This is a genomic window from Candidatus Electrothrix sp., assembly GCF_052785085.1.
The window spans coordinates 21,586-37,928 of the sequence record NZ_JALAAI010000022.1 but is presented as its reverse complement, the minus strand read 5'-3'; the positions used below and the strand labels follow the sequence as shown (position 1 = coordinate 37,928).

At 50.5% G+C, this 16,343-nt stretch carries 16 protein-coding genes and 1 pseudogene; 14 read left to right on the top strand and 3 right to left on the bottom strand.

The features are described 5' to 3' along the window. Nucleotides 1–90 precede the first annotated feature (90 nt). A complete protein-coding gene (locus L2082_RS05780) occupies nt 91–528 on the bottom strand; it encodes a GGDEF domain-containing protein (RefSeq protein ID WP_446009742.1) in 438 nt (145 codons plus the stop codon). A gap of 701 nt (nt 529–1,229) precedes the next feature. Between L2082_RS05780 and ettA the strand changes: the two genes are divergently transcribed. The 13 genes and pseudogenes from ettA (at nt 1,230) to L2082_RS05715 (ending at nt 10,569) form a co-directional block, all read left to right on the top strand. Next, entirely contained in the window at nt 1,230–2,915 is a 1,686-nt protein-coding gene (ettA, locus tag L2082_RS05775; protein WP_446009741.1) for an energy-dependent translational throttle protein EttA, read from the top strand. Between the two features lie 162 nt (nt 2,916–3,077). Next, nucleotides 3,078–3,335, top strand: a complete 258-nt coding sequence (locus L2082_RS05770; protein WP_446009740.1) for a type II toxin-antitoxin system RelB/DinJ family antitoxin — start codon at nt 3,078–3,080, stop codon at nt 3,333–3,335. Beyond that, nucleotides 3,335–3,607 (top strand): type II toxin-antitoxin system RelE/ParE family toxin, encoded by a 273-nt coding sequence (locus L2082_RS05765; protein WP_446011527.1) that lies wholly within the window; start codon nt 3,335–3,337, stop codon nt 3,605–3,607. The genes L2082_RS05770 and L2082_RS05765 overlap by 1 nt, the downstream gene beginning before the upstream one ends. A 91-nt stretch (nt 3,608–3,698) precedes the next feature. Continuing rightward, entirely contained in the window at nt 3,699–3,974 is a 276-nt protein-coding gene (locus tag L2082_RS05760) for a heavy-metal-associated domain-containing protein (protein WP_446009738.1), read from the top strand. A 149-nt stretch (nt 3,975–4,123) separates the two neighbouring features. Further along, nucleotides 4,124–5,965, top strand: coding sequence for an NADH-ubiquinone oxidoreductase-F iron-sulfur binding region domain-containing protein (locus tag L2082_RS05755; RefSeq protein WP_446009737.1), 1,842 nt, complete (start codon nt 4,124–4,126; stop codon nt 5,963–5,965). Next, nucleotides 5,962–6,726 (top strand): 2Fe-2S iron-sulfur cluster-binding protein, encoded by a 765-nt coding sequence (locus L2082_RS05750; RefSeq protein WP_446009736.1) that lies wholly within the window; start codon nt 5,962–5,964, stop codon nt 6,724–6,726. Before L2082_RS05755 ends, L2082_RS05750 begins: the two co-directional genes overlap by 4 nt. Then, nucleotides 6,720–7,274 carry an NADH-quinone oxidoreductase subunit B family protein gene (locus L2082_RS05745; protein ID WP_446009743.1) on the top strand — a complete coding sequence of 185 codons (555 nt, stop codon included), beginning with the start codon at nt 6,720–6,722 and terminating at the stop codon, nt 7,272–7,274. Before L2082_RS05750 ends, L2082_RS05745 begins: the two co-directional genes overlap by 7 nt. Before the next feature lie 31 nt (nt 7,275–7,305). Continuing rightward, nucleotides 7,306–8,772 carry a Ni/Fe hydrogenase subunit alpha gene (locus tag L2082_RS05740; RefSeq protein WP_446009735.1) on the top strand — a complete coding sequence of 489 codons (1,467 nt, stop codon included), beginning with the start codon at nt 7,306–7,308 and terminating at the stop codon, nt 8,770–8,772. Then, nucleotides 8,769–9,275 carry a hydrogenase maturation protease gene (locus L2082_RS05735; RefSeq protein WP_446009734.1) on the top strand — a complete coding sequence of 169 codons (507 nt, stop codon included), beginning with the start codon at nt 8,769–8,771 and terminating at the stop codon, nt 9,273–9,275. The genes L2082_RS05740 and L2082_RS05735 overlap by 4 nt, the downstream gene beginning before the upstream one ends. A gap of 133 nt (nt 9,276–9,408) precedes the next feature. Beyond that, nucleotides 9,409–9,588 (top strand): annotated as a pseudogene (locus tag L2082_RS05730) (type II toxin-antitoxin system RelE/ParE family toxin); the annotation flags it as partial. After that, the gene (locus tag L2082_RS05725; RefSeq protein WP_446009733.1) at nt 9,581–9,868 is read left to right on the top strand and encodes a helix-turn-helix domain-containing protein; all 288 of its coding nucleotides are present in this window, start codon (nt 9,581–9,583) and stop codon (nt 9,866–9,868) included. The pseudogene L2082_RS05730 and the gene L2082_RS05725, both read left to right, overlap by 8 nt. 36 nt (nt 9,869–9,904) lie before the next feature. Continuing rightward, complete coding sequence (locus L2082_RS05720) at nt 9,905–10,147, top strand: hypothetical protein (RefSeq protein WP_446011526.1); 243 nt, start codon at nt 9,905–9,907, stop codon at nt 10,145–10,147. 65 nt (nt 10,148–10,212) lie between these two features. Further along, nucleotides 10,213–10,569 carry a hypothetical protein gene (locus tag L2082_RS05715; protein WP_446010035.1) on the top strand — a complete coding sequence of 119 codons (357 nt, stop codon included), beginning with the start codon at nt 10,213–10,215 and terminating at the stop codon, nt 10,567–10,569. 41 nt (nt 10,570–10,610) lie between these two features. Here L2082_RS05715 and L2082_RS05710 read toward each other — a convergent pair whose 3' ends face one another. Continuing rightward, on the bottom strand, nt 10,611–11,381 hold the full coding sequence (locus L2082_RS05710) for a DUF1641 domain-containing protein (RefSeq protein ID WP_446010036.1): 771 nt from the start codon (nt 11,379–11,381) through the stop codon (nt 10,611–10,613). A gap of 11 nt (nt 11,382–11,392) precedes the next feature. After that, nucleotides 11,393–12,622 (bottom strand): type III sulfide quinone reductase, selenoprotein subtype, encoded by a 1,230-nt coding sequence (gene sqr / locus L2082_RS05705; RefSeq protein ID WP_446010037.1) that lies wholly within the window; start codon nt 12,620–12,622, stop codon nt 11,393–11,395. Between the two features lie 366 nt (nt 12,623–12,988). On the opposite strand from sqr, the gene L2082_RS05700 reads away from it, so the two are divergent. After that, nucleotides 12,989–16,312, top strand: a complete 3,324-nt coding sequence (locus tag L2082_RS05700) for a UvrD-helicase domain-containing protein (RefSeq protein WP_446010038.1) — start codon at nt 12,989–12,991, stop codon at nt 16,310–16,312. Nucleotides 16,313–16,343 lie beyond the last annotated feature (31 nt).

Sequence of the window (16,343 nt, the reverse complement as noted above, 5' to 3'; positions counted from 1 at the left end):
CATTTTTTTTGCAGAGAGTATTGACCCAAAACGTTTGATATGTCAAACACGAATAAAAAATGTTTACGAAAATATTTTTGTTCAACTATGCTATTTCAGCATTTGAGAGGGGTTCGGGAATTGCTGAATGACAACAAACTCGTCACTCCCAACCCGATAAATTTTTTGCTTTGGATAAGTAGCTCTTAACTTGTTAGCAATATCGACGAGAATTTCGTCACCGGCAGGAAGACCATTTATATCAATAAATCTTTTAAAATTATCAATATCTATACACAAGAAACGTTCTTGATAAAGACTATGGTCTTTCCAATCTTCTCCACATGTAGCACGGTTAATATCCTGTCTTAATTGGCTACTTGTACCGCATTTAGTTAAACTGTCAGTGTCATAACCAGGGTGGCAACGTTGCATGAGGTGTTGGATAATTACTTGCTGGACATGCTCAGAAACATTATAAGATAAATAATCCTCCTGAATATGATCAAGAAAATCTTTATACAATTTCCCAGGAATTTCGATTTGCATTAATTTTATTTATTGCACTTAACCAGTATTTATAAGTGGTGATTTTCCATGCTATCGACTTTACAACTCCTTATTTGTTACCAACAACCTTCTCTTGTTAACTAACGCTCCTTCGTTGATTAACAACAACCTTTTGTTGGTAGCAAACAACCTTCTGTCAGGAGCAAACACTCCTTCGTTGATTATCAAACACCTTCTGTTTGTAACAAATAACCTTCTCTTGATAATAAACAACCTTTTGTTAGCAACAAACAACTCCTTGTTTGTTACCAAACACCTTTTGTTGATAGCAAACGTTCCTTCGCTGTTTAACAAAACTCCTTCGTTGATTAACAACAACCTTTTGTTTGCGAACAAAAAGCATCGCTTTTCTCATGATTTGTAAGCAAAACCTATCCAATATCCCTACAACAATGCTCCCAACGAAAGGACAAACTCCCTGAAGCGATAGTCAAAACACTTTATCTAGCGCATGCCTTGAAAAAATTCAAGAAACGAATTACAACGATCCAGTTTATCCCCTGACAAAAAACCTCCTCCAAAATTCATGCAGAAATCCTTCGCAAAAAAACAAGATACAGTTTATGAACAGACAGTAACGCTGAACAAATCTTCCAGCCGCTTGGTTCCCGCCGGACGAGCACAACAAGTTCGAGCGACCCAGGGCGGTCAATAACCTCATTCAATACAGAACAAAAAATATGGCACAAGAAGCGAATAAAATCATCTATTCGATGATTAAGGTCAGTAAAAAGTATAAGGACCAGGTGGTCATCAAGGATATCTCCCTCTCCTATTTCTACGGCGCCAAGATCGGTGTCTTGGGCCTGAACGGCTCGGGTAAGAGTACCCTGCTCCGTATCCTGGCAGGCAAGGACAAGGAATTTGAGGGCGAGAGCCTTCTTTCCGAGGGTTTTACCGTGGACATGCTGGAGCAGGAGCCAGAGCTTGACCCGGACAAGACCGTGCGGGATATTGTCGAGCAGGGCGTGCAGGGGATTGTTGATCTGCTGGAAGAATATAACCAGATCAATGCCAAATTTGCCGAACCCATGGACGACGATGCCATGCAGTCCTTGATTGACCGCCAGGGCGAGGTGCAGGACCAGCTGGATGCTGCTGATGCCTGGAACCTGGACAGCCGCCTGGAAATGGCTATGGATGCCCTGCGCTGTCCCCCTGCTGAGGCCAGAATCGGAGTTCTCTCCGGTGGTGAAAAACGCCGGGTGGCCCTGTGTCGCATCCTGCTCAAAAAGCCGGATATCCTCCTCCTGGATGAACCCACCAACCATCTGGATGCTGAGTCCGTGGCCTGGCTGGAGCATCATCTCCAACGCTACGAGGGAACAGTCATCGCGGTGACCCATGATCGTTATTTTTTGGATAACGTGGCTGGTTGGATTCTGGAGCTTGATCGGGGGCGCGGTATACCCTGGAAGGGCAACTATTCCTCCTGGCTGGAGCAGAAACAGAAGCGTCTGGCTCAGGAAGAGAAAAAGGAGAGCGAGCGACAGCGCACTCTGCAACGGGAGCTGGAATGGATTCGCATGAGTCCCAAGGGACGGCATGCCAAGGCCAAGGCCCGTATTAATCAATACGAGCAACTCCTTAATCAGGATACCTCTGAGCGGGTGCAGAAGCTGGAGATCTACATTCCGCCCGGTCCCCGCTTGGGCAAGGTGGTTATTGAGGGCGAGGGGATCAGCAAGAGCTATGGTGATCGTATCCTGGTGGAGGATCTTTCCTTTTCTTTGCCGCCGGGCGGGATCGTTGGTATTGTCGGCCCCAATGGTGCGGGCAAGACCACCCTCTTTCGGATGATCACTGGTCAGGAAGAGCCGGATGAGGGGAGTATCCGCATCGGCGAGACCGTGAAGCTCTGCTATGTGGATCAGAGCCGTGATAATCTTGATCCCGATAAAACCATCTTTGAGACCATCTCCGAGGGCCAGGATACCATCTGGCTGGGTACCCAGGAGATCAATGCCCGTGCTTATGTGGCCAAGTTCAACTTCAGCGGCTCTGCCCAGCAGAATAAGGTCTCAGAGATCTCCGGTGGTCAGCGTAATCGGGTCCATCTTGCCATGATGCTCAAAGAGGGCGGGAATGTTTTACTGCTTGATGAGCCGACCAATGATCTGGATGTCAACACCCTGCGCGCTCTGGAAGAGGCCCTGGAGAATTACGGCGGTTGCGCGGTTATCATCAGCCATGACCGTTGGTTTCTTGATCGCCTTGCCACCCATATCATGGCCTTTGAGGGCGATTCCAAGGTGGTCTGGTTTGAGGGTAATTACTCGGAATATGAACAGGATTATAAAAAGCGGATGGGCGCGGAAGCAGATCAGCCCCATCGGATTCGCTATCGCAGCTTGACCAGGGATTAGGGCGTTACCGAAAAAATAAGCCTTGAAGAAGTACTGGCGGCTGTTTGCAAAGAGGGCAGCTATAAAGATATGGGTTATATGTATTTTGCTCATTGACATGAATCTGGCTACTGTCTATCATTATGCTAGACAATATCTCCATTCTTCATCAGAGAGGACATTATGGCAAAAACAGCAATGGCCCACGCTCGGCTCTCACCGGAAGTAAAAGAACAGGCAGAAAGCATCTTAAAAGAACTCGGCATTTCCATTTCAACAGCGTATGAACTCTTTTACCGCCAGATCATAGCGTATAACGGATTGCCTTTTGATGTTAGGATTCCCACAGAAGAAACTGCTCAGGCTATGCAGGATGCCCGAGACGGCAAAGGAACACTGTACAGCAATGTGCAGGATATGCTGACTGACTGCGAAGAATAATGCTTCCCATCCGACCGACAACACGATTCAAGAAGGATCTGAAAAGAGCAATTAAACAGGGTCGTGATCTCCAAAAACTCCAGGATATTCTTGAACAGCTTGCTATTCCGGAACCACTTCCTCCCACCTGCAGAGACCATAAACTCAAAGGTGTCTGGCAGGATTTTCGGGAATGTCATATTCAACCGGATTGGCTCCTGATCTATACAATCACTGATTTTGAACTCCGACCGGCACGTCTTGGTACTCATGCTGAACTCTTCAACAAGTAGGTTGGTCGAAAAAAACAAAATCTGCCAGGGTAAAACGTACCCTCTTTAACGCACAAACCTAAGCCGATCAATCTGATTCAGGCCTGACTCCATGCTGGCCCAGCAAGCCACCCATATCATGGCCTTTGAATGTATAACCTCAACAAAGGAGAACCCTATGACTGATCAATCATCCTACACCCTCAAGGTAGAAGGCATGAGCTGCAAACATTGCGAAGCTACTGTTACCGAGGCAGCCCGGTCTGTTGCTGGCGTAACAGCCGCCAACGTCGACCTGGAAGCCGGCAAGGTCACCGTGCAAGGTGGTGAGCCGGAGGCCGTGATACAGGCCATCACCGAGGCAGGCTACACCGCCAGCTTACCCTAACTTATCAAATTTGATGAGGGCCTGTTTCCATACAGGCCCAGGCAATAGGTCTGAACCGCGATTTACCCCAGATATTTTTTTTGCAAAATAAAAGAAGCATGGTACCATGCGGTAAGCTTTTCAAGCCATTCTTCAACAGGGAGAACTTTATGTCCGAACACATTGCCGCTATTTCAGATATTGCTGCAAAGTATGATAACGACCCGAACCGCCTGCTCGACATACTCATTGATGTGCAGGCCCAGGAGCGTTGCGTCACTGATGATGTTACCCGGCAGCTGGCCCAGCAAGTGGGACTGTCCTGGGCTGATATCCACCAAACTGTTTCCTTTTATCATTTCCTTTCCGAGACACCACGCGGGGAATACACTATCTACCTCAATAATGGCCCGGTTGCCATTATGCAGGGCTATGAAGAGGTTGCTGCCGCTTTCAGCGAGGCCGCAGGCTGTTCCATTGATTCTGTAACAGAAGATGGACGTATCGGCCTCTTTGTCACAGCAGACATCGGCATGGGCGATCAAGAGATCGCCGCCTTGATCAACAGGGTTGTCTTTACCTGCCTGACCCCGGAAAAGGCCCGTGCCTTGGTCAAAGATATGCAGGAAGGCTTGTCTGTCCAGGACATGGCCAGAAAACACAGAGAATATGGGGACGGGAATAATAGCCTCCCTGCTATCCATTCTATGGTCCGCAATAATATCCAAAAGGCTGGACCAGTATGTTTAGGCCCATATGAAGTTGGGGTTGCCCTGCGAAAATGCGCTACGCAATCCCCGGAAGATATTCTTTCCCAGATCAAAGCCTCCAAGCTACGGGGACGGGGCGGGGCCGGTTTCCCCACGGCCATGAAATGGGAATTCTGCGCCAAGGCCCAAGGGCCGGAACGCTGCGTGGTCGCCAATGCCGATGAAGGCGAACCCGGCACCTTTAAGGATCGGGTGCTGCTCACCGAACGGGCAGAACTCCTCTTTGAAGGCATGGCTATCTGTGCCTATGCGGTCGGGGCCACAACCGGTTCCCTGTATCTGCGCGGAGAATACACCTATCTCAGGGAATATCTGGAACAGGTGCTGGAGCAGATGCGCGCCGATAACCTGCTGGGTAAAGATATTGCAGGCAAGGCAGGCTTTGATTTTGACATCCGGGTGCAGCTGGGCGCTGGCTCTTATGTCTGCGGCGAAGAATCCGCCCTGCTGGAATCTGCTGAAGGCAAACGGGGCGAGCCAAGAAACCGCCCTCCCTTCCCGGCCCAAAGCGGTTACCGGGCAATGCCCACGGTCATTGATAATGTGGAGACCCTTGCCTCGGCAGCCCAGATCATTGATAAGGGGGCTGACTGGTTCAGCAATATGGGCACTGAGGAATCCACTGGCACCAAGGTGCTGTCCATCTCCGGAGACTGCGACCGGCCCGGCATCTACGAGGTCGAGTTTGGTATCACCATTGGTGAACTGCTGGATATGGCCGGTGCCAGAGATCCACAGGCCGTGCAGGTGGGTGGCCCTTCCGGGCATTGCCTCAATGCTGACGCCAGGGACACCATGATCAGCTTTGAGGGCTGCTCCTCAGCCGGTGCAATCATCATCATTGGAAAGCAACATGATCTGCTGGCCATTATTGATAATTTTATGGAGTTTTTCACGGACGAGTCCTGCGGCTCTTGTGGCCCCTGCCGGTCCGGTACCTGGATGTTGCGCAATACCCTGCGCCGCATCAGGCAGGGTCAGGGCACGCGGGAAGATCTCACATCCATGCGCCAGTTGAGTGAAGTCATGAAAAAAACCACCAAATGTGGTTTGGGCCATACTGCGCCCCATCCTATCCTCAATACTATGGATAATTTTCCCCATCTCTATGAGGCCCTGATCCCTGAACAGAGTGATATCCGGGTCTTTGACCTGGAGGCTTCGATCAAGGCAGCCAATGCTGCGGTGGGCAGAACATCAGCGTCCAAGGAGACCAGGGAGAAAGAGGAGGAACAGTTATGAGTGAAACGATTGAAACATCAAGTGAGACAATTACCCTAACCATTGACGGACAGGAAATCCAGGCAAAGACAGGCCAAACCATCCTCCAGGCTGCCTGTGAAAACGGTATATATATTCCCACCCTTTGCGCCCTGCATGCAGACAAGGAAAACGGGCTGAAATCGGATATTGCCCCAGGAACCTGCCGCATCTGCACGGTCAGGGTGAACGGTCGTACTATGGCGGCTTGCACCACCCCGGTTGCCCAGGATTATATTGTGGAGAATGACACCGAGGAACTCAACGACCTGCGCAAAACCATTGTCGAGCTGCTCTTTGTTGAGGGCAATCATTTCTGCCCCTCCTGCGAAAAAAGCGGCTCCTGCGATCTCCAGGCCCTGGCCTATCGCTATCAGATGCTCTCGCCCCGATTTCGCTATGCCTTTAGCTCCCGTGAGGTCAATGCCGAGTCTCCTAAACTCCTTTTTGACCGCAACCGCTGTATCCTCTGCCGACGTTGCGTACTGGCTATCACGACCGAGGACGGGAAACAGCTCTTTGGCTTTACCAAGCGAGGGGATAAAAGCGGGATTATCATGGATGAAGAGCTGGTCAAAAACATCTCGGAAGAGCAAGCCCAACAGGCTATGCACATCTGTCCGGTAGGAGCGATCATCCGCAAAGAAAAGGGCTTTGACACCCCCTTTGGTCAGCGGAAATACGATCATAATCCCATCGGTTCGGAGACGGTCTGCACAACCTGCAACGGAGAAAAATCATGAAGAAACCGATTATTGCCACTGCTTCCCTGGCAGGCTGCTTCGGCTGTCACATGTCTTTTCTTGACATAGATGAACGCATTCTTGATCTTGTCGAGTTGGTTCACTGGGGCAAAAGCCCGATTAACGATATCAAGACCTTTGAGCAGGACTGTGATATCGCGTTGATTGAAGGCGGATGCTGCAATGATGAGCATATCCATACCCTGCGCGATTTCCGCAAACATTGCCGTATTCTGGTGGCCGTGGGCGAATGCGCCATCATGGGCGGATTACCAGCCATGCGCAATAATATTCCCATCCAGGAATGTTTGGAAGAAGCCTATCTGAACAGTCCGTCCACGGCCCAGGCAAACCCGGAGCAAATTCTGCCCAACGATGCAGAACTGCCTGCGTTGTTGGACAAGGTATATCCCTGTCACGAGATTGTGAAGATGGATTATTTCCTTCCCGGCTGCCCACCCAGGGCTGATCTGATCTACGGGGCATTAACTGCCCTGGTCACTGGTCAGGAAGCGAAACTCCCCTATGAAGTCATTAAATTTGATTAAGCAACCCAGGAATCGGAGCTGATAAACCATTATGGCACAAAAAATTACCATTGAACCGGTCACCCGGGTTGAAGGGCATGGCAAGGTCACCATTCATCTGGATGATAACCAGCAGGTGACAGAAAGCAGGTTGCATATTGTCGAGTTTCGCGGCTTTGAACGTTTTGTCTGTGGCCGCCCCTTTTGGGAGGCACCGGTACTGGTCCAGCGACTCTGCGGCATTTGCCCGGTCAGTCATCATCTGGCTGCGGCCAAGGCTATGGACATGATTGTGGGAGCCGGAGCTGGCAACGGCCTGACCCCGGTGGCAGAGAAGATGCGTCGCCTCATGCATTACGGCCAGATCTTTCAATCCCATGTCCTCCACTTCTTCCATCTGGCCTCGCCGGACCTCCTTTTCGGTATGGACGCTGATCCTGAGAAACGCAATGTGATCGGGGTTATTATGGAGCACACCGAGCTGGCTAAACAGGCTGTGCTCATGCGTAAATACGGGCAGGAAATCATCGCGGCCACTGCTGGCAAGAAAATCCACGGCACCGGTGCTATCCCCGGCGGCATTAATAAAAATCTCAGCCTGGAAGCTCGGGACGCCTTTCTCAATGGCATCAACAGCAATCCTGATCTCTCTGCCGACAAGATGATAGAGTGGTCAGAAGCGGCCATTGCCCTGCTCCTTGATTATCACAGCAGCCATACCGAGTTTCTGGACGGCTTTGCCGCCTTTCCCTCCAACCACCTGTCGCTGGTTCGCCCGGACGGGGCACTTGATCTCTATCACGGGGTTCTGCGTGCTGTTGATCCAGAAGGCAAACGGATCGTCAATGATGTGGACAGCCGGGATTATCTGGATGTGGTGGCGGAAGAGGTTCGTTCCTGGAGCTATATGAAGTTCCCGTATATTAAGGAACTGGGGCCGAAGGACGGTTGGTACCGGGTTGGTCCGCTGGCCCGGCTCAATGTCTGCGACTTCATCCCCTCGCCCAAGGCCCAGGCGGCCTTTGAGCAGTTCCGCGCCTACACCAAGGGCAAGCCCAATCATATGAGTATGCATTACCACTGGGCACGCCTGATCGAGACCCTGCATGCGGCGGAGATGATGAAGGAGCTGCTCCTTGACCCGGATCTCCAAAACACCGATTTGGTCACCAAGGGTGAGCGATGCGGTGAGGGTATCGGGTTGCTTGAGGCACCCCGAGGCACCCTGTTCCACCATTACCAGGTCAATAAACAGGATCTGATCACCATGTGCAATCTCATTGTCTCAACCACCAATAATAACGAACCCATGAACCGGGCCGTCAATGCGGCAGCTGTTGCTCAGATGACCGGCAAGGCTGAAATCACCGAGCCGATGATGAACGCGGTTGAGGTGGCCATCCGCGCTTATGATCCCTGCCTGAGCTGCGCTACCCATGCCATGGGCCAGATGCCCCTGGAGGTCACCCTCTACGATGCCGCAGGAGCTGTCCTTGATCAGCAAAGGAAGGGTATGTGAGATCGCCCTCTGCGTCTACTAAGGTGCTGGTCTACGGATTCGGCAATCCGGGCAGGGAAGATGATGGGGCCGGTGTTGCCCTGGCAGAACGCATCCGGGCAGCAGCCCTGCCCGGCGTGACCACGGACAGTAATTATCAGCTCAATGTGGAAGATGCCCTGCTCCTCAGCGAGCATGATATCGTCATCTTTGCCGATGCCACCCATAACCCGGTTGATCGCTTCAGCTTTTACCGACTGGAGCCTGATCCCTCTGTTTCCTTTACCACCCATGCCATGTCGCCAGGCGCTGTGCTGGCTCTCTGCTCCCAGCTCTATGGAAAGACCCCACCCGCCTATATGCTGGAAATAGGTGGGGTATCTTTTGCGTTGCAGGAGGGGATGACGGCTGAGGGGGCGGAGAATGTGGGGGCGGCAGGGGATTTTTTGTTGGAGTTGCTGAGGGAGCCGTGCCTTGATAGTTCTCTCTTGACATGGATACGGCATTGCCGTAATAATAAATAGTATGCTTTTTATAGAGACCTCAATTTTTACTCAATATATTCTGGAATACCTTTCCGATGACGAGTATTCCGCTCTGTAACTTTTTCTCAAAGAACACCCTGAATCGGGCAAAGTTGTCCCTTCGGGAGGCGGGGTAAGAAAATTGCGCTGGGCTGCGAAAGGACAGGGGAAGAGAGGTGGACTTCGGGTCATCTATTACTGGAAGAAATCCGAAGATGAAATCTGGATGCTGACTGTATATTCCAAAAATGAAAAAGAAAATATCCCCGCTCATATCCTTAAAAAAATTGTACAGGAGATCAAAAATGGGTGAAAGAAATATAGGGCTTGAGATTCTGGAGGGAGTGAAAGAAATCAAAGAATACAAGAAAGGGAATCTTTCCTTGAGAACCTCCCGGCTGTCCGAACCTTCTCCACCGCGAACAATCAGGGAGAAGCTGCAGCTCTCACAGCTTGCTTTTGCAAATTTGATGGGGGTCAGTGTCAGGACGCTGCAGGATTGGGAACAGGGCAGGAGAAATCCTAAAGGCCCGGCCAAATCTTTGCTGAGGATAGCGGAACAAAACCCGGATGCCTTTTTAACCGTCTCCTGAATGCTGTTGTTGATGCTACTGTATATCCTTCATGCTATGAAGGCGGCTGGCAATTGGATTAAGACATTAAAACTGGTGGAAAAATATTTTGATGCATTTTTATATGTCACTAACTGGGAAACACATCAGCTTCTTTTGAGGATTCCACGAAAATTAATAGATTTGGCTCTGGCAAGTAAATATTGCATCGGAGACAGTTGGACTATCTATAAAAAGGGAGATTACCTGATCTTTGATTTTACATCTGAAACCGAAGATTATGATTTAGCTAACCTATAAATCTTTCTTACATTTTTCGGTAAATCAGGGACACACGTTAAACCATAAAACAAAAAGGTATAAATATGCATCGTGACAGCAAGGTAATCGGCTATTTCGCTTACAAATCAAAAACAGAAGTCATGTGCGATGGTGATGCTTGCGTAATCTCTGGTTCAGAACAAGAGATGAAAAACTTCATAAATTTTGTATCACCAGAATCTGCAAAGAAAACAACAATAAAGAAAACCAGATTTGGTGAAATAGTCAATGGAATAAAACGGGGTGCCGCATATGCTTTCGACGAACAGTCATATAATCGTTTTTACCCTCTTGCTAATGAAGTAGGTTTTAACCTAAAAGAAGAGAGTTTTTCAGGTGAAAGCGAAACCGGGTTCCACTTTGTAACGATCATCAGGGAGTCACAGGACAGAATCAAGTGATCAGAAAACCAGATCCTGTCCTGTAAATAAGAAAACAACAATCAGGCCGAGCCAGAACAGCAATCCTGGGAACAAGAATCCTGAGAAGCCTCTGCTTGAGGCTTTTTCAAGACCGACATAACCGCTGCCAGCTCCATCAGGATACCAAGCCCTTCCTGTACTTCCGGGCGTTTCATAGCAGACATCATGCCAAAAACACCTTTGACCGGTTTGACTTCGTCAAGGTCAATTGCCTTAACCCTGGTGCTGACCCGCTCGCCGATCTCCATCATCTGGCTAAAATCATCAAACAGACCACGTTGCTTCAGGGCTTCCAGACGTTCAACCATTTCGTCAACCACAGGCCCACTCAACTCAGCTACATCCCGTCTCATGTCCATAAAAGAACTGAGCAGCTTCATCATCTCGGCCATATTCCCCATATTAACGATAAACTGCCTGAGCAACTCCTGCAGATTTTCGCCATCAAAGCCCTGGAGAGCTGTGTGCAGGCGAAGGGCCAGCTCTTGAAACATATCGTTGCCGTACGGCTCAAAATCCCTTTTAAAATCCATAATACTGTTCAGGCTTTTAAGGGCTTCAGTAATATTTTTACTGGAAGCCAGAGACTGGCCCACCATCTCTCCGACATCTTCCAGGTCAACATTTTTATCCAGACCACTCAGACGGGCTGTGGCCTCATGAACCATGGAGTGAACCAGGGGCTCCAACTCCTGCTTCAGCTCCGCATAGGGTCTGACAGCACGTTTGGCTTCCCGCACTTCCTCGGTAAGTTCATCAAGGCGGGCGAGAATCTTCTCTTCATTGGTCATGATGCTCTCCCTTATTCCTGAACCTTACCCGCAAGAGACATCTGAGCCTCAAGCGGCAATTCCTCACCAGTCAGCAGTTTATTCCAGTATACCCATTTGAACATCATTTTGCCCCAATGATTGGCCTTGGTATCACCAAGGAGAGTAAAGGGTCCCAGGCCGGGCAGGGGAAATTTACCAGGAAGCGGCTCGTACTCATAGTTGAAGTCAATGAGTGAGGCCTTACCAAAGCCGGTTTCAATAAAGCAGTTGGAATGACCGTCATAATCGGGCCGAACCGGCTCATCATTGATCTCGCGCATGAAATTTTCTATCATGATCTCGGCAGAGAAATGGGCTACAGAACCGGCCTTGGAGGTGGGAATGGTTGTGTTGTCGCCAAGGACATACATATTTTTATGGTGTTCCGCCTGCAAGGTATGGTTGTTCGTTTTAACGTATCCCACTTCATCCATCGCAACCCCGGAATTGACCAGATAGCGGGCCCCCACATTGGGTGGAATGGAAACAAGCAGATCCCACTCAATTTCATCACCAGCTGCCGAGATCAGCTTGTTGTCGTTGCAGTCAACTTCGGCAAGGATAAAATCGGCAGTGACCTTGATGTTCTTTTCGTGCATCATTTTGGTAAAATAGGCAGATGCCTTGGGCTTGGTAAAAGCACCGGTCATAGGGGTGACAAACTGGATTTCAATATCATCACGAACCCCTCGCTCGGTAAAGTACCAGTCAGCAAGATAGACAAATTCCAACGGAGCAACAGGGCACTTATAGGGGAATTCCGCAATATCCAGCACCATCTTGCCGCTCTTAAAGCTGCGTAGTGCCTTTTCCAGCTTTGTCGCTCCTTCCAGGGTGTAAAAATCAAAAATCTTGGTATGCCAACCGTCCATCATGCCCGGAACTTCTTCCGGAGCAAGGCCGACACCGGAACAAACAATGACTTTGTCGTATTCATATTTCCCTGCTGTGGTCTCAACGACTTGCGTCTCTGTATCAACACCGACAATCTCATCAATGACAAAATTAATGCCCTTGCCGATAAACTCACTGCGGGTGCGAATAATCTCTTCGGGCTTGTACATACCAAAGGGAATAAAGATCAGGCCAGGCTGATAAATATGCCTATCATCTTTATCTATAATGGTGATGGACCACTCTTCACGGTCCAGCTTTTTGCGCAGGTTGTTAGCAACCATTGTTCCTGCACAGCCCGCTCCAAGAATAACCAATTTCTTCATCGTTCCTCTCTCCTTTGAGACGTTTGTTCACTGGCCAATAGGGTTTTGGCCTCTTTTTGACTACCTTTGGAAACAGGGAATGAGAATATTTTTATCTCTCAAGGCCTGGATCAACGTCCTGATCAAAAATCAGGATCTAAAAACTAGAAAATTAGATAAGAGGTACCACAAAGTGCATTTCAGGTCAACAGGTGTTTTGAGCTTTTTTATACAATTACAAACAGTGCAAACCCAACTCTTCAATAAATGGTGTGAACTGATGATAGGGGGGTTGGGGTTGACATCCCCTGCACATGGCTTTACATTGCTCCCGCATAAGCCCCTGACATCGGGAATTCAACCAACCCCAGCCCAGTAGCAGATACCATGCCCTCCATACCTTTTCCTTTTATCGCTGACCTCCACATCCACTCCCTCTACTCCCGCGCCACCAGCAAGGCCAGCAACCTGCATGGTCTGGCAGCCTGGGCCGCCATTAAGGGTATCGACCTTATTGCCACCGGCGATTTCACCCATCCGGGTTGGTTTGCCCATCTGGTTGATAACCTGGAACCCGCAGAGCCGGGCCTCTTTCGCCTGAAGAAACAGCCCGACTTTGCCGAGCTGGCCTCTATTCTGCCACCGGGTGTCCAACCGGACTGCTCAAAAATTCGTTTCCTCCTCAGTGCTGAGATCAGCTCCATCTATAAACGAGGCGGTAAGGTGCGCAAGATCCATAACCTGCTCTATGTACCGGATCTGGAGGCAGCCCGCCGGATCAATACTGTGCTGGCCGGAATCGGTAATCTCCATTCTGACGGACGCCCTATCCTTGGCCTGGACTCCAGGATCCTTTTGGAAATCCTGTTGGAGCAGGCCCCGGAAGGCTTTCTGGTGCCTGCCCATATCTGGACTCCCTGGTTTTCCCTGTTTGGATCCAAATCCGGCTTTAATGCTATTGAGGAATGCTTTGACGACCTGAGCAGCGAGATCTTTGCCCTGGAAACCGGTCTTTCTTCTGACCCGGTGATGAACCGCTATATCTCGGCCCTGGATCGCTTCTCCCTGATCTCCAATTCAGACTGCCATTCTCCATCCAAGCTGGGCCGGGAGGCCAATATTTTTGCTACCGAACGCAGTTTCCCTGGCCTCAAGGAGGCCATGCGTAATCCAGTTGATGCAAGCGGCGAGCAACGTTTTCAGGCCACTGTGGAATTCTACCCGGAAGAAGGTAAATACCATTGTGATGGCCACCGCAAATGCGGGGTCTGCCTGGAACCAGCCCAAACCGTGGAAGCCGAGGGCATCTGCCCGGAATGCGGCAGGCCCATGACCATTGGGGTGCTGTATCGGGTTATGGAACTGGCAGACCGGAAAAAACCAGTCTGGCCCAAGGGATCACCAGCTGTCCACAGCCTGATTCCCCTCCAGGAAATGCTGGGCGAGCTTTTTAACTGCGGACCCGCCACCAAGAAGGTGAACACGGTCTATGGCAAGCTGATCAATAGCTTCGGCTCAGAATTTGGAATCCTGCTGGAGACCCCCGTAGAGGAGCTGAACACGGCCTCGCCCTTGCTGGGCACGGCGATTCAGCGGGTACGAGAGAACAAGGTCATTCGTAAACCCGGCTTTGACGGTGAGTTCGGAGTGATCCGGGTCTTTGAAGAGGAAGAGCGGGACCAGCTGGCAGGTCAGCTCAATCTCTTTGGTATGACCCCGGCTAAGGCCCGCAAGAAGTCCCCTGTAAAGAAGGTGATCAGGTGGAAAAAGAGCCAGGTACGTCCTATGCAGGCCAAGAGGGAACTCAACCTGGAGCAACAGGCTGCCGTGGACAGTCTGGCCCCTCGGATCATTGTTCAGGCCGGACTAGGTACAGGTAAAACCCATACCCTGGTCCAGCGGATGAATCGCTTGCTGGGATCAGGACAGCAGGCCATTACCGTGATCACCTTTACCAATAAGGCTGCAAATGAACTCCAGCAGCGGCTGGCTTTGCTGGACCCGAAAAAATGCGGGGAAAAGAGCAAGGATAGCGGCCCCCCTTGTGTCCGAGTGGATACCTTTCATGGCTTCTGTGTCCACTGGCTGTGCAGTCATGATCCTGCCCTCCAGTTAGCTGGTCCAGAGATGCGGACCTGGATCTTCCGAAAACAATACCCGCAACTCTCTGAGCAGGAACGGAGGAAACTCCGGCGTGAAGCGGGCCTCTTTTTGGCTGAACAAAGGATGCTGCCAGAGCCGATTGCCTGCCCGGAAACCCTGCGCCCATATTTTGCGTACCTCCGCGAGCATAGCCTGCTGGACCTGGACGAAATTGTCCCGGCCTGCACTACCCTGCTTCATAATGATAAAAATTTCAGCGAAGAACTACGTGCAGCCACAGTCCATCTGCTGGTGGATGAGTTCCAGGATCTCAATGCGGCCCAGTATGAGTTGGTGCGCCTGCTGGCAGAGACAGCCACGGTCTTTGCTATTGGCGACCCGGATCAGGCTATTTACGGGTTTCGTGGCTCCCGGCCTGCTTGGTTTCAGCATTTTATCACGGAGCAGGAACCCGAATTCCATCAGCTGGCAATAAACTACCGGAGCGGGGCGGATATTCTCCAGGCCGCAGGAGCGGTAATTACAGCCAATCACGTTGATGAAGAGCAGGAAACAAGGACAACCGCAGTCTCAGAGCATCCGGGCACTATCTTCCGCTATCTTGCCCCTCATGCCAAAGCAGAGGCCAACTTCATTGCCGGGCAAATCCAGCAGCTCATCGGCGGCACCTCCCATCGGGAGATTGATCAAATTCTCGGTAACGAAGGCGGCTTAGCTTTATCTGAAATTGCAGTGCTCTACCGGACAGCCCGTCAGGCCGAAACTATTGCCCAAGCCCTGGCTGAACGCACCATTCCCTGTCAGGTGGTTGATGTCCAGCCCTTTTATCAGCGCAGGGAAAGCAAGCAGCTTTATTACTGGATCCTGCTGTCTACGGACCACATTGATGCAGCAGAACTGCTCTTTTTGCTGGCTCAGGAAAAGGGCATCGGTGCCAAGGGGATAACTGCTGCTGAGGCCGTGCTCAGTGCAGAAAAGAAGGGGGCGCCATTGGACACTCTTGCTGCCAACGCAGCTGACCTGCCTAAAAATCTGCAAAAACGAATTGCTGCCTTTCAGGAACTTGCATCGCAAATGATACAACAAAAAACTGCTGCCAAGGCTGTAAATCTGCTCTGTGAAGAGTTTCAGCTCAACCGGGATGATCCAGACCTGGTTCGCTTTTGCCAAATGGCTGCCTCTGCATCTTCCCTGTCTGCCTTTGCTGACCATCTGCGCAAGCATCAGGATAACCTGATTTATGATGGACGAGCCGAATCCGTACTGTTGGCTACCCTCCATGCGGCCAAAGGGCTGGAGTTCCGAGCTGTGTTTATGGTGGGTTGTGAAAATGGGTTGCTCCCCTTGACTTCCCGGAGCGAGCTGAGCAAGGAAGCGGAACTGGAACATATCCAGGAGGAACGACGTCTTTTCTTTGTCGGCATGACCCGGGCTGCGGAAGTGCTCTATCTCACCGGAGCTAAGGAACGACTGGGCTTTTCCGGGCTTGAGCAGCGCACGCCCTCCCCTTTCCTGAGTGAGATTCCACCTGAACTTTTACAGAATCCTTTGATTTTGCAGAAGCAACGAAAGAAAAAACGTACTGGGAAACAGTTGAGTTTGTTTTAAAAATATGGTAGTTACAAATGAGCAGGCCGGA

Excerpts from the sequence above, each read along its gene's own strand:
- L2082_RS05760 (WP_446009738.1), top strand. The coding sequence starts at position 3,699 with ATGCTGGCCCAGCAAGCCACCCATATCATGGCCTTTGAATGTATAACC.
- L2082_RS05700 (WP_446010038.1), top strand. The coding sequence starts at position 12,989 with ATGCCCTCCATACCTTTTCCTTTTATCGCTGACCTCCACATCCACTCC.
- ettA (WP_446009741.1), top strand. The coding sequence starts at position 1,230 with ATGGCACAAGAAGCGAATAAAATCATCTATTCGATGATTAAGGTCAGT.
- L2082_RS05780 (WP_446009742.1), bottom strand. The coding sequence starts at position 528 with ATGCAAATCGAAATTCCTGGGAAATTGTATAAAGATTTTCTTGATCAT.
- L2082_RS05715 (WP_446010035.1), top strand. The coding sequence starts at position 10,213 with ATGCATCGTGACAGCAAGGTAATCGGCTATTTCGCTTACAAATCAAAA.
- L2082_RS05740 (WP_446009735.1), top strand. The coding sequence starts at position 7,306 with ATGGCACAAAAAATTACCATTGAACCGGTCACCCGGGTTGAAGGGCAT.
- L2082_RS05755 (WP_446009737.1), top strand. The coding sequence starts at position 4,124 with ATGTCCGAACACATTGCCGCTATTTCAGATATTGCTGCAAAGTATGAT.
- L2082_RS05765 (WP_446011527.1), top strand. The coding sequence starts at position 3,335 with ATGCTTCCCATCCGACCGACAACACGATTCAAGAAGGATCTGAAAAGA.
- L2082_RS05770 (WP_446009740.1), top strand. The coding sequence starts at position 3,078 with ATGGCAAAAACAGCAATGGCCCACGCTCGGCTCTCACCGGAAGTAAAA.
- sqr (WP_446010037.1), bottom strand. The coding sequence starts at position 12,622 with ATGAAGAAATTGGTTATTCTTGGAGCGGGCTGTGCAGGAACAATGGTT.
- L2082_RS05710 (WP_446010036.1), bottom strand. The coding sequence starts at position 11,381 with ATGACCAATGAAGAGAAGATTCTCGCCCGCCTTGATGAACTTACCGAG.
- L2082_RS05750 (WP_446009736.1), top strand. The coding sequence starts at position 5,962 with ATGAGTGAAACGATTGAAACATCAAGTGAGACAATTACCCTAACCATT.
- L2082_RS05725 (WP_446009733.1), top strand. The coding sequence starts at position 9,581 with ATGGGTGAAAGAAATATAGGGCTTGAGATTCTGGAGGGAGTGAAAGAA.
- L2082_RS05720 (WP_446011526.1), top strand. The coding sequence starts at position 9,905 with ATGAAGGCGGCTGGCAATTGGATTAAGACATTAAAACTGGTGGAAAAA.